General features: G+C 40.9%; 10 protein-coding genes, 1 tRNA gene and 1 pseudogene. 1 reads left to right on the top strand and 11 read right to left on the bottom strand.

Annotation, left to right across the window (positions count from 1 at the left end):
- Nucleotides 1-40: 40 nt before the first annotated feature.
- Nucleotides 41-1,702: pseudogene (locus ACESQI_RS13455) on the bottom strand (DUF5686 family protein); the annotation flags it as partial.
- A gap of 325 nt (nucleotides 1,703-2,027) precedes the next feature.
- Between ACESQI_RS13455 and ACESQI_RS13450 the strand changes: the two are divergent.
- On the top strand, nucleotides 2,028-2,375 hold the full coding sequence (locus ACESQI_RS13450; RefSeq protein WP_002562279.1) for a translation initiation factor: 348 nt from the start codon (nucleotides 2,028-2,030) through the stop codon (nucleotides 2,373-2,375).
- A gap of 116 nt (nucleotides 2,376-2,491) precedes the next feature.
- Here ACESQI_RS13450 and tsf read toward each other — a convergent pair whose 3' ends face one another.
- The 10 genes from tsf to ACESQI_RS13400 all read right to left on the bottom strand — a co-directional run bounded on the left by tsf (nucleotide 2,492) and on the right by ACESQI_RS13400 (nucleotide 13,605).
- Entirely contained in the window at nucleotides 2,492-3,316 is an 825-nt protein-coding gene (gene tsf, locus ACESQI_RS13445) for a translation elongation factor Ts (protein WP_002562280.1), read from the bottom strand.
- A gap of 142 nt (nucleotides 3,317-3,458) precedes the next feature.
- Entirely contained in the window at nucleotides 3,459-4,295 is an 837-nt protein-coding gene (gene rpsB / locus ACESQI_RS13440; RefSeq protein WP_002562281.1) for a 30S ribosomal protein S2, read from the bottom strand.
- A gap of 117 nt (nucleotides 4,296-4,412) precedes the next feature.
- Nucleotides 4,413-4,799 carry a 30S ribosomal protein S9 gene (gene rpsI, locus ACESQI_RS13435; RefSeq protein WP_002562282.1) on the bottom strand — a complete coding sequence of 129 codons (387 nt, stop codon included), beginning with the start codon at nucleotides 4,797-4,799 and terminating at the stop codon, nucleotides 4,413-4,415.
- Nucleotides 4,800-4,805: 6 nt separating this feature from the next.
- Entirely contained in the window at nucleotides 4,806-5,267 is a 462-nt protein-coding gene (rplM, locus tag ACESQI_RS13430) for a 50S ribosomal protein L13 (RefSeq protein ID WP_025867467.1), read from the bottom strand.
- Between the two features lie 376 nt (nucleotides 5,268-5,643).
- Complete coding sequence (locus ACESQI_RS13425) at nucleotides 5,644-8,244, bottom strand: DUF4962 domain-containing protein (protein WP_373126315.1); 2,601 nt, start codon at nucleotides 8,242-8,244, stop codon at nucleotides 5,644-5,646.
- A 209-nt stretch (nucleotides 8,245-8,453) separates the two neighbouring features.
- The gene (locus tag ACESQI_RS13420) at nucleotides 8,454-8,945 is read right to left on the bottom strand and encodes a DUF4488 domain-containing protein (RefSeq protein WP_002562285.1); all 492 of its coding nucleotides are present in this window, start codon (nucleotides 8,943-8,945) and stop codon (nucleotides 8,454-8,456) included.
- A 143-nt stretch (nucleotides 8,946-9,088) separates the two neighbouring features.
- Complete coding sequence (asnS, locus tag ACESQI_RS13415) at nucleotides 9,089-10,492, bottom strand: asparagine--tRNA ligase (RefSeq protein ID WP_044095542.1); 1,404 nt, start codon at nucleotides 10,490-10,492, stop codon at nucleotides 9,089-9,091.
- A 24-nt stretch (nucleotides 10,493-10,516) separates the two neighbouring features.
- On the bottom strand, nucleotides 10,517-11,974 hold the full coding sequence (locus tag ACESQI_RS13410) for a pseudouridine synthase (protein ID WP_122202270.1): 1,458 nt from the start codon (nucleotides 11,972-11,974) through the stop codon (nucleotides 10,517-10,519).
- 58 nt (nucleotides 11,975-12,032) lie between these two features.
- On the bottom strand, nucleotides 12,033-13,379 hold the full coding sequence (gene purB, locus ACESQI_RS13405) for an adenylosuccinate lyase (RefSeq protein ID WP_373126308.1): 1,347 nt from the start codon (nucleotides 13,377-13,379) through the stop codon (nucleotides 12,033-12,035).
- Between the two features lie 151 nt (nucleotides 13,380-13,530).
- Nucleotides 13,531-13,605: transfer RNA gene (locus tag ACESQI_RS13400), tRNA-Val, on the bottom strand.
- Nucleotides 13,606-13,608: the final 3 nt, after the last annotated feature.

Genomic DNA, 13,608 nt, shown 5'->3' with positions numbered 1-13,608 from the left:
ACAATTAATATTCAATTAAATAACAATAAGAAAAGTACATATGCAATAGTAATTTATTTAATGCGTCGGCCCTGTTACGGGCAGTAGTATAATAGATAGATGGAGATAGCCGAAGAGTTGTAGTCTCCGATAATTTAATTCCCCCTTCCAAACGTACTCCTAACCAGAATCCATCCACAAAATTATATTCAGGAATATATGAAGGTAGTCCGTACAAACTTATCCAGGCCTTCTTGTTCTTAGTCCGGTATGTATCCCCTACAAAGAAAGCCTGCAAGACCTTTCTTGCGACAGGATGTCTTTTTATACTGTCTTTCCGAAGTGAATCTTTCGGAGCCATTAATTTCTCTTTATTAATATAGCTCTGTACCTCTTCCGGCTTTAAAGGGACACTACGAATTGCTGCCCAGTAGAGAGAATCTTTTTTATCTGCCAATGAGTCAGTTGCTACATTCCAACGTTCGGCAAGTGATCTCCGCTCATACTTATGCTCAGATTTTAGCATATCGGACGCTGTTATTGATTTCTCCATCAGCTTGGATAACTTATAAGCCTCACTCATTGTCAAATCTTCTTTTGCAGAGAGTTCTTTTATCTGCTTCTGTACCTTTTCCTGTTTCTTCGTGATTTTTGCATGAATTACCGTAGCCTCAGATGCCTTTTGTTCCTGCATCCTAAATCCACCAACCGTTTCTACGCATTCATAATGTACCGAAGCTAAATAAGATGCCTCCGCTTTGAACCCCATCATATCGATAGTGCATTCCATACTGGTAGAAGTAGCCAAAAAAGCCGAGGGCTGCACTTCTTTGCAAGTCACTTTTACCATGGCTTTTAATCCGCCCATACGAACCGAAAGACTGGTTGCAGAAACGCACCAAAGATCTTCAACAATATACAGATCACCCGCCACCAATTGCGGATTATCTTTTTTAGGAATCACCTTAATTTTATTTATCATATGCCCACCTTCGGCATAGAAGCCTTCCATCTTAAAACGATAATAAGAAAAAGCACCTTTACTCAATGGAGATATCTTATCAAAAATGGTAGGATTATAGAGATTGACAGTTGCCAGTCCCATGTTTATCTGAATCTCTTCCGGAAAAGTATTACTGTAAGCTTTTACCGTATCTTTCCAGATATTGGGAGCTTTGAATGTAACCTTCCGCTGTTCTTCCAGCAAGAACAGTTTCCCTAACATTTTTTTCGATTCCGTTCTTACCTCTTTGGACAGTTTTAACACCGCAGGAATACTTTTCACTTTCCCCGTACCCTTCAAATAGGTTTCAGCAGTAAAACCAGTTACCTGAGTCCGATAATAAGGTGCATTGGCTATCGCTCTTCGCATAACGGCATACGCAGGGTCTTCCGCTCCTTTTACCACACTTACTTCATTCAGAGAATAGATACGTTCAGCAAGTACAACATTCTTTTCTAATCCTCCGGCAGGCATCTGTATAGAAAGACTCTGTCCTGTGTATCCCAGTGAAGAAATCTCACAAGTATAATGTCCTGGTTTAAGCTCTGTTTGAAAGCACCCATTATCATCAGTAGTAAATCCCCATCTCAATTCCTTCAAATAAAGGGATGCATAAGGTACCGGTTCTCCTTTCTCATTTACAATTTTCCCTTTAAACACTTGTGCTATAGAAGATAAAGTCAAGAAACTGAATATTATAAACCATAAATATCTTTTCATTCCAGTTTTTTCTAAGTAATCATTCTAAATTATATGATACTATTATTGAAACGCAGATTTACGCAAAGAATATCATCGCTCAAGTATAGCGTAACCATTTAATCTGCGATCATTTGCGTTTCAATAAAAAGCTGTCATAGTTACTATTTATCATAATATATGTATTAGACGACAAAAAGCACAAAAGATTGCAAGGGTCAATACAAAATATTACTTTTGCCCAAAAGCGAAGATAAGCTGCACACCGACATAAAAAATGAATGAGTTCATTTTATTCTACTCTCGGTTTGCATTATCTTTGAACCTATATAAAAGAATGAATGATATGAAGAATAATGACTGGAAAGAACGATTGAATGTGGTTTATTCCACAAACCCGGATTTCAATTATGAAATGGATGACGATGAGGAACAGGTAACACTTGCCCCCGCCCAACAAAACTTACGTGTACAACTGGATCGTAAAAACCGGGGCGGAAAGGTAGTAACACTCATCACCGGTTTTGTCGGTACCGACAATGATCTGAAAGAATTGGGAAAGCAACTAAAAACCAAATGCGGCGTAGGAGGAGCAGCAAAAGATGGAGAAATCATGATACAAGGCGATTTCAAACAAAAAATACTTGAACTCCTAAAAAAAGAAGGTTATACAAGAACCAAACCCATAGGTTAGTGGTGCTTCCCGCACGGGGAGGTGCGACAGGCGATGAATAATATATTATAAAAAAAAGAAAACGGCCGCTATAGAACTATTTCCGAGCGGCCGTTTTTATATTTTTTACTACTGAATTATTCAGCTCTTAAAGTAAAGCGTTTGAATGCAGTAACAGTCAGATCTTTATCTACTGACTTCAGATATTCAGCAACAGTCATTTTACCATCCTGAATGTATTCTTGCTTCAACAAGCAAACCTCTTTATAGAACTTACCGATACGACCCATAGCGATCTTTTCAATCATGTTCTCAGGTTTACCTTCCTGACGAGCTTTGTCAGCTGCAATTTCTTTTTCTTTTTCCAATACATCAGCAGGTACACCAGCTTCGTCTACTGCAATCGGGTTCATAGCAGCAACCTGCATAGCAACCTCATGGCCAACTTTCGGATCTACTTCTTTGCTCAAAGCAACCATTGTACAAAGGAAGTTCTTACCCTGATGATTGTAAGTAGCAATAGCAGGACCTTCCAAAGTCATGTAACCATCCAGTTCCATTTTTTCTCCGGTGATACCACTTCTGTCTGTTACAGCCTGAGCAATAGTAACGTCACCCATTGGCAAAGCCTGTACTTCTTCCAGAGTCTTGCACTTGTTAGCTACAGCAGCATCCAGAATATTCTGAGTCAATTTGATGAAATCTTCATTTTTAGCAACGAAGTCAGTTTCGCATTTCAAAGCAATGATAGCGCCAAAGCCATCAGCAACTTTCACGAGTACACAACCTTCTGAAGCTTCACGGTCAGAACGTTTTGCAGCAACTGCCTGTCCTTTTTCACGGATAATTTTCATAGCGCCATCAAAGTCACCATTAGCTTCTGTCAACGCATTTTTGCAATCCATCATACCAGCTCCGGTCATTTTGCGCAGCTTGGTTATATCAGCCATTGTTACAGCCATAATATTTTCCTATTTTAAGTTCGTTTATAAAAAAAGTAGTCAAGTATTAAGTAGTTAAGTAGTCAAGTAGAATGTTGGCTACATAAAGTAGAAGTACTGCTACTTACTACTTAACTACTTACTACTGACTACTTACAATATATTAAGCCTCTTCGTCTTCCTTAATGAAGGCAGCAGCTTTAGCTGCATTGATTGCTTCTTCGTCGGACTTATCGAGTCTGGCCTTAGTTGATTTTTTCTTACCTTTATTAGCAGGAGCTTCACCAGCTGCTTCCATATCAATCTTCTCAGCTTTTCTTTCTTCCAAACCTTCCTGCATAGCAGCGCAGCAAGCTTCAAGAATTACTTCGATTGATTTAGTAGCGTCATCATTTGCCGGAATTACGAAATCTACGTTTGAAGGATCTGAATTAGTATCAACGATACCAAATACAGGAATTCCCAAACGGTTAGCTTCGCGAACAGCGATGTTTTCTTTCATTACGTCGATAACGAACAAAGCAGACGGCAAACGAGTCAGGTCAGCGATAGAACCCAATGTCTTGTCCAGCTTAGCACGCTGACGAGAGATCTGAAGGATTTCTCTTTTAGAAAGATTAGAGTAAGTACCATCGTTAGTCAACTTATCGATAGTAGCCATCTTTTTCACAGCCTTACGGATAGTAGGGAAGTTAGTCAACATACCACCCGGCCAACGTTCGATAACATAAGGCATATTTACAGATGCAGCTTTATCAGCTACAACTTGTTTAGCTTGTTTTTTAGTAGCAACAAAAAGGACTTTCTTGCCTGATTTTGCAATTTGTTTCAAAGCTTCAGCAGCTTCATCTACTTTTGCAACAGTTTTGTGGAGGTCAATGATGTGAATACCATTGCGTTCCATGAAAATATAAGGAGCCATTGCAGGGTTCCACTTTCTTTTAAGGTGTCCGAAGTGGCAACCGGCTTCCAGTAATGTATCAAAATTTGTTCTTGACATCTTGTTTTTTCTTTAAATCGTTTACTTTCTTTTTTGTTTTTCTAAACCAACCGCCGGGTAGCCTGATAAAAGAGTCCCGGTAGTTTAGATACTAAACATATTCCGTCAGGCAGCACATTAACGCTTACTGAACTGGAATCTTCTACGAGCTTTTGGCTGACCCGGTTTCTTACGTTCAACAGAACGGGGATCACGTGTCATGAATCCTTCAGCACGAAGAGCAGCTTTATCTTCAGCATTCATCTTAACCAGTGCACGGGCAATAGCTAAACGCAGTGCCTGAGACTGACCAGTGAAACCACCACCACACAAGTTTACTTTGATGTCATACTTCTCAGCAACACCTAACTTGTTCAACGGTTGTTTTACTACATACTGAAGAATAGTTGATGGAAAGTACTCTGCAAGGTCTCTCTTGTTAATAGTAATCTTTCCTGTACCTTCGCTTACGAATACACGTGCAATAGCACGTTTACGTCTGCCTAATGCATTTACTACTTCCATTATATCTTATTTAAGTAAGTTTATATCAATTGATTTCGGGTTCTGTGCATCGTGTTTGTGTTCGCTACCAGCGTATACATACATATTGCTCAGCAATTTAGCTCCCAGTCTATTTTTAGGAAGCATACCCTTTACTACCTTTCTCAGTAATCTGTCTTCGCCGTTAGGTTTAGCGATCAAACGGGCAGGAGTCATTTCTCTCTGACCACCAGGATAACCAGTATATGACAAATAAACTCTGTCATTCCATTTGTTACCAGTTAATTTAACTTTGTCTGCATTAATGATAATAACGTTATCACCGCAGTCTACATGAGGAGTAAAGTTTGGTTTATACTTTCCTCTCAACAGTTTCGCAACTTTTGCGCCCAGACGACCTAAAGTTTGGTCTGTAGCATCAACAATAACCCATTCTTTGGTTACAGTTGCCTTGTTTGCAGAAATGGTCTTGTAACTTAAAGTATCCACTCTTAATTTGTTTTTTAAATGTTACTACTAAAAATTTGCTCACCACTTATTAATCTTCCCCGGACAAAGGAAGATTAACTTGCTATGAATTAATCTCTTATCCTTTTGTGATAATAATCGGCTTGCAAAAGTACGGCTTTTCTTTGAATTGGCAAAGTATTTCTATCTTTTTTTGGATTTATCAGATTGAAAGACAAGGGTAAGAAAAACATAATCCCCATCCGGAAATATCCCCCATTCAGACCTCTCCAATCCATGTTACCTATATTCGAAGTTCTTTTTACATGGATTCTCCCTTACCCCCTGTCACTCTTATGAACAAAATCTTGTAGAGTTGTGTAAGGGATAGTTAAAAAGGGACACTGTATCAGTATATTTAAATTTCCAGCTCCGGAACCTGATCTTTCAAAATCACAGTTCGCCCCTCTTCTGTTATCTTTGTACTTCCATCATATTCCAGAACTATGTTTTCCGCTTTATTCTCTATTGTGAAAGTAGCTTTTCCTTTAGGAGATATATTCATCTTTATTATCCATCCACCGGCTTTTAAGGTATCTTTCGATATTTTTTCAGGAACAACGCCGGCACTCCCCTGCCCATGCGTACTCACAACAGTAGCAAAGCGGTATACCGGACTATGCGGAGATGTCGCGGTGAAATGCCAGTGATTTTTGTAGGGAGCAAAATATCCTTTGTCATCTGCACGTAACCAATTGACAGCCGGGTAGAAAAACTGATCTGTCTGCTTCGTTTCCAGTTTATCATTTGCAAAAAGATAAGCATCCGACACCCCTCCTGCATTCGTTGCAGTAATGTGCATCACCCCCTTATCATTTTTTATAATCATCGGATGTTCTATTGTGTGCAAAAGATAACTCCAGGTGACAGCTGTGTCGGCCTCCAATTCATCATAAATGAAAATAAGTCCCGCATTTCCCAATTCAACAATATGTCGCCGAAAAGTTTTCAACCGATTCTTATCCCAACCATTAGCAGGTGAATACTCAAGACCAGAGTCCCGCCCTCGAGCCAGCCAAAGAGGAGAAATCACCTCACCATAAGCATTGGAAGCATCTCCTACAAAATAAGATATTCGTTTGCCAGTGTAGTATCTTGGTATCCATCCATATCCTTCGGTACCTATTCTCTGCCCCATGCCATTGACAAGAATACTATTATGCGCCCGTGTACTTCTATGACAATATACACTATGCTCATCCGTGAAACTTATATGATGTCCGCTACTGTAAAAGAGAGGTTTCCCGTCAAAGAATGTATTGAAAGCATTTTGATTGGCAATAGCATGCGAGGTCGACCCATACGGACTACTACGAAAAGTAAGCATTGCATTCCGGCTGAAATTCTCCCAATCAGACATCAGTGTCGCTACCCCCGTTTGTGGGAACACATAAGCAAGAGGAAGATCTTTCATTTTCCTACCTTCCGGCAAAGGGGTATGATTCTGAAGACGAAACCAGGAAAGATCTCCCGTCTTAGCCATAAAAGCTTTGCGCAACAAATCCGGTTCCTTTTGCAAAATACACCGTACATAATCGGCACTATAAGTATTATTTATTAACCGGGCCAATGCATCGGCATATCCCACACGAACCCCATTAGGTTGCAACACATTTTGATGAGAGCTTCCATTACCCGCTGATTTCGAGAAAGGCGGTTGTTGATAGATAACGTACATAGCCGAACCCTCATACCATGGATCAGAGAAAAAATCATACCCACTGATGCGACTATAAAAATAAGGCACCTCTATCAGTGTACGAATATTGACATGAAAATAAGAATCACCATTGTGCCATGCACCATCCTGGTTTAATCCGGGAAAACGAGCCACCCACAAATTATAACAATAATCAGCCCACACTTCGGCTTCCGGCAGATCACCATACACACTGAAAGTTGCCATCGTAAAGATACGAAAAGCCATTTGCCACACATGATTATCGGCAATATGGTTCTCCAGATGATTGTTAAAACGATTAAAAAACTTCGTTCCATTCTTTTGTACCTCTTTCAACAATAATCTTTTTTGCGAAGCATCCAACTTATCATAAAAAGCATCATAAGCCATAGAACAAAGAGAAAGCAATGCCGATTCATTAAAGTCACCTACAAAATTCGGACTCTCCTCCCACTTCATCATTTCGAGGATGCGCTTCATTGCTTCTTTATAATAACGATCGTCCTTAGTCAACAGATAAGCACGTACAAACACCTCAGCATTGACCTCTTCTTTATCTACAATACGCCGGCTTTCCCGGGTAAGAAGTGCATTACGTTTTACCTCATTATCCAAATCAGCCATTTTACTTGTATCCGTGTCATCAATATGTTTCATCGGAACTTTCAATGTCTTTTCTGCACGTGCAATATACCAGGCTCGCTCAGGAGCATCCTCGCTTTGAGAAATAAAGGTATCCCACTCGTCCGAAGCAACCAACACACGTGGATGCCTCGATGGTAGTTTACTTATAAACGTTTTGAATGAGGGAGGAGAAAAACGATCCTGATGCGGTTCTTGCGTAAATTTCAAAACCTCCGACCAGGAAGTGTTTCCTCCTTCCACATATCCGTATTGCCAGTACCAGACACCATCTACAAGAGGAATTTCGGGATTGTAAAAAGGCCATGAACAAACTGCTTCTATTACATTATCTTTAAAATTACGGTCTTGTGAAAGACGAACCCGATACATTTGAGATGATTTACTTACTTTAGGTGTCTCCATACCATCGAGTCCACTCCCATGTATCTGATTATCTCCAGCCAAAGGCCACATCAAAGAAACAGCCCGCTCACCAACCACCGCATTATTCAATGGAGAGGGAGTTTCCCGCATTTCATGCATCAACATAGCGTCTGACAAATGAATAGTCACCGGATGTTCTTTTGAAGTCAAATAGTGAATATAAGAACTTTGCTCCTGTCCTAAAAGACTTCCCGAAAAGAACAAAGCCATTAACAAAGAAAAGAAATGATGTTTCATATATAAAAATAATAGATGTATTCAGTTTTGCCGCCTGCCATCATAGCACGACAACAAAAGTAAGCAGTAATCGAATACTTGAATATTATTTTTATCCTAAGATATTTAGATTTTGTACAAATTCTTATCAAAATCAAAAAAACTGATCTCTTTTCTTCTTCCTATGTCATCCATTCATTTTCTTACCTTACGATATCTTCCGGAAATACAGCCGGCATCTCCACCCTCTTCCATGTTTCATGAAACCAGGAATTCAGTTCATTACCGTTCAGGTCTTTTGCTATAAAATACTTTAAATGGAGCAGATCATTGTCTTCTATCTCAAATTCGAGAATATTATCCTTATTATCAAGCATAGGAAGATGAATGTTTTTCTCTATACTTTCCTTATAAGAATGCTCCGTCACTTGCTTATAAGTACCATATCCGGTAATGATGGCATCCTGTCCGGGAATTATGGTAAAATTCACAATCCGTCCGTCATCGCTTAAAACCTTGAATGTATTACTGGGCTTTAACACTCCCGGAACATCCGGAAGTTCTGACACATAATGACACAGTTGCCAGATTCCTTTCAGATTAGCAGGTTGAAACTTCGCTTTTTTCTGAGCCATAACACCTGTTACCATCAACAGCATCGCCATCAATATGGTAAAGAAATAGAGTTTTTTCATCGCCGTATTATTTTTAGTTAATACTTTCAAGGCCTGTCGCTTACAAATATAAAAAAATCTTTTGAGAATCAAACAAATGTAAAGCAATAAAAAAGGCTTGTACCTTAAAAAGATACAAGCCCCTCTATTGAGAAACTGTTTTATTAGAATTCAGCGTTACGCGGTGTACGCGGGAACGGAATAACGTCACGTATATTAGCCATACCTGTCACAAAGAGCAACAGGCGCTCAAAGCCAAGTCCGAAACCTGAATGAGGACAAGTACCAAATTTACGCGTATCCAGATACCACCACATATCTTTCATCGGGATATGAAGTTCCTCGATACGGGTAACTAACTTATCATAATCAGACTCACGCTCTGACCCTCCGATAATTTCACCAATCTTCGGGAACAACACATCCATAGCACGTACTGTCTTTCCATCTTCATTCTGCTTCATATAGAAAGCTTTGATTTCCTTCGGATAATCAGTCAGAATTACGGGACGTTTGAAATGTTCTTCCACCAAATAACGTTCGTGCTCAGAGGCCAAATCAACTCCCCAATAAACAGGGAATTCAAACTTATGCCCTTTAGCTACGGCATCTTCCAGAATCTTAATACCGTCTGTATAAGGCAAACGTACAAAATCTTCTTTCAACACGCCTTGCAAACGCTCTATCAAGCCCTTATCAAACATGTCGTTCAAGAACTTCACATCATCGGCGCAATTGTCCAAAGCCCATTGCACGCAGTATTTTATAAACTCTTCGGCCAGATTCATGTTATCTGTGATATCATTGAACGCCACTTCCGGTTCAATCATCCAGAACTCAGCAAGATGACGAGGCGTATTCGAGTTTTCTGCGCGGAATGTCGGTCCAAATGTATAAATAGCCCCCAAAGCAGTTGCAGCTAACTCACCTTCCAACTGTCCCGAGACAGTCAGACTCGCTTGTTTTCCAAAGAAATCGTCATCATAAATGATAGAACCGGTTTCATCCTTCTTCAGATCATATAAGTTCTTAGTAGTAACCTGAAACATTTGGCCTGCTCCTTCACAATCCGAAGCCGTAATAATCGGCGTATGGAAATAGAAAAATCCTCTCTCATGGAAAAACTGATGAATAGCTATCGCCATGTTATGACGAATGCGGAACACTGCACCAAACGTGTTAGTGCGGGGGCGCAAATGTGCTATTTCACGAAGGAACTCCATTGAATGTCCCTTCTTCTGCAACGGATATGTATTATCACAAGTACCCAGCACCTCTATTTCACGAGCTTGCACCTCAACTTTCTGCCCCGAGCCTACCGACTCAACCATCACCCCATTTACACTTACACAAGCGCCTGTAGTGATCAGTTTCAGCATTTCCTCATCAAAGTTAGCCAGGTCAACTACTACCTGTACGTTATTTATTGTAGAACCGTCATTCAGTGCGATAAAGTTTACTTGTTTGCTACCTCTACGGGTACGAACCCATCCTTTCACATTGACCATAGCGCCAAAGTCTTCGCGCTTCATCAGGTCGACAATTTTTGTTCTACTAATCTTTTCCATAACTATTGTATATACATTATTATATTATTCAAAAGATCCCATGCGCAGGAAATTTACTTCCTGTTCTGTCAGATAACGCCATTCACCACGACGCAACCCTTTTTTAGTAAGACCGGCAAAGAATACGCGATCCAGTTTTACCACTTTATAGCCCAATGATTCAAAAATACGACGAACAATACGGTTCTTTCCGGAATGGATTTCAATACCCACCTGATCACGTTTAATATCGTCGGCATAACTGATTGCATCTGCATGGATTTCACCATCTTCCAGTTCAACACCGGCAGCAATTTGATCCATATCCGCTTTTGTCAGATTCTTATCCAGATAAACATGGTAGATTTTCTTCTTCAAGAACTTAGGATGCGTCAGCTTAGAAGCCAGATCGCCATCATTCGTCAGCAACAACACACCAGTAGTATTACGGTCCAGACGTCCTACCGGATAGATACGTTCGCTACAAGCTCCTTTCACAAGATCCATTACAGTAAGACGCGCCTGAGGATCATCAGAAGTAGTCACACAATCTTTCGGCTTATTCAGCAGCACATACACCTTACGTTCAATGCTTACCGTTTCATCATGGAACTTCACGACATCAGCACGTTTGATCTTAGTACCCAATTCCGTTACCACTTCACCATTCACCGAAACAACGCCGGCTGTGATAAATTCATCGGCTTCACGACGTGAACAAACACCTGCATTAGCCAGGAATTTATTCAAACGAATCGGTTCATTCGGATCAACAAACTGTTCCTTATACTCTATCTGTTTCTTCTTACTATATTTCGCATTGGGATCATAGTCACCTGTACGACGCTGCGGACGGGCAAATCCTTGCGGACGGCCTTCGCCTCCATTATTAAAGCGCGGACGATACGGACGGTCACCACCTTCGCGATTATAAGAAGGACGTTGCGGACGGTCGCCATAAGAACGCTGTGGACGGTCGCCACCCTCGTTGTTATTGTTAAAACGCGGACGATACGGACGGTCACCACCTTCACGATTATAAGAAGGACGCTGCGGACGGTCGCCATAAGAACGCTGTGGACGGTCGCCACCTTCGTTGTTATTGTTAAAACGCGGACGATACGGACGGTCACCGCCATCGCGATTGTTATTATATGAAGGGCGTTGCGGACGGTCACCATAAGCAGGACGATCACCATAGGAGCGCTGCGGACGGTCGCCACCCTCGTTGTTATTGTTAAAACGCGGACGATACGGGCGATCACCGCCTTCACGATTATAAGAAGGACGTTGCGGACGGTCACCATAAGAACGTTGCGGGCGGTCGCTGCCTTCACCATTAGAATTGAATCTTGGACGATACGGACGATCGCCACCTTCACGATTGTTGTAAGAAGGGCGATTATATCCACCTTCTCTGTTGTAAGATCTGTTACCATCACGGCCGGCGCCTGTGTTCTCTTCATTAGAGTTGTCACGCCATTCTTCGTTTTCTGTACTCATTACTTTATTCGAATAAAAATTAAACATAGGCCTCACGGCCGGTATTTCAGAGTTTTTTTTAGAGTCCCGTATATGTATGCGGAGTTATCACTCTTAATTCTTTCTTTATATCTTCACTAACATTCAGCCCTTCGATAAACTCTTTAATAGAGCTTTCCGTTATTGCCTGATTAGTTCTTGTCAGCGCTTTCAAGGCCTCATACGGGTGCGGATAAGCCTCGCGGCGCAATATTGTCTGAATAGCCTCAGCAACCACACTCCAGCAATTGTCCAAATCGCGGTAAATAGCCGACTCGTTCAGCAACAATTTACGCAATCCCTTCAGAGAACTCTGAATAGCGATAATAATATGCCCGAACGGCACACCCACATTACGCAACACAGTAGAATCTGTCAAGTCACGCTGCAAACGGGATACCGGCAATTTCACCGCCAAGTGCTCAAGAATGGCATTTGCTATTCCAAGATTACCTTCAGCATTTTCAAAATCTATTGGATTCACTTTATGCGGCATCGCACTTGAACCTACTTCACCAGCTTTTATCTTCTGCTTAAAGTACTCCATAGAGATATACTGCCAGAAGTCGCGGTTCATATCAATCATTATCGTATTAATACGCTTCATTGCGTCAAAGATAGCCGACAAATTATCATAATTTGATATCTGGGTAGTATACTCTTCACGCTCCAGGCCTAATTTTTCTGCAACAAAACGATTACCAAACGCCTTCCAGTCATACTCCGGATAAGCTACGCGGTGCGCATTATAGTTACCGGTTGCTCCACCAAACTTTGCAGTTACGGGAGCTGCTTTCAACGCCGCCAACTGACGTTCCAAACGATACACAAATACCATCACCTCTTTACCCAAACGGGTTGGAGATGCAGGTTGTCCATGTGTCTTGGCAAGCATCGGAATAGCGTCCCATTCTGTAGCATACGTTTTCAACTGAGCTATCAGTTCTTCGATCTGCGGGTAATACACCTGCTCCAATGCCTCTTTTATCGAAAGAGGGATAGAGGTGTTATTAATATCTTGTGAAGTCAGGCCGAAGTGAATAAACTCCTTGTAGTCATCCAATCCGCCCAATTTATCAAATTCTTCTTTCAAAAAATATTCTACTGCTTTCACATCGTGATTAGTAACACTCTCTATATCTTTGATACGCTGAGCATCTGCTTCAGAGAAGTTACGATAGATAGCACGTAAGGCTTCAAATACACTTTTGTCGATTCCTTTAAGTTGCGGTAATGGTAGTTCGCATAGAGTAATGAAGTATTCCACCTCTACCTGCACGCGGTATTTTATCAGTGCAAATTCAGAAAAATAGGCAGCTAAAGCTTCAGCTTTACCTCTGTATCGGCCGTCAATAGGAGAAATGGCCGTTAATAAATCAAGTTTCATATGTCGTTCGGATAATTATCAGGTTGCAAAATTAACTCTTTTTCCTGATTTATAATGCATAAAGGGGGTAGAAAGTTTATATAAAAGAGGTAAGAAAACAAAAAATGCTTCGCGAAAGACTTCACGAAGCATTTTTAATTTCCTAATTCTGTGGGCGCTGAGGGATTCGAACCCCCGACCCTCTGGGTGTAAACCAGATGCTCTGAACCAGCTGAGCTAAGCGCCCTTT

The organism is Bacteroides sp. HPS0048 (genome assembly GCF_964240755.1).
Classification (GTDB): Bacteria; Bacteroidota; Bacteroidia; order Bacteroidales; family Bacteroidaceae; genus Bacteroides; species Bacteroides nordii.
The sequence above is the reverse complement of the archived record's forward strand: the minus strand, read 5'-3'. Positions and strand labels throughout refer to the sequence as shown.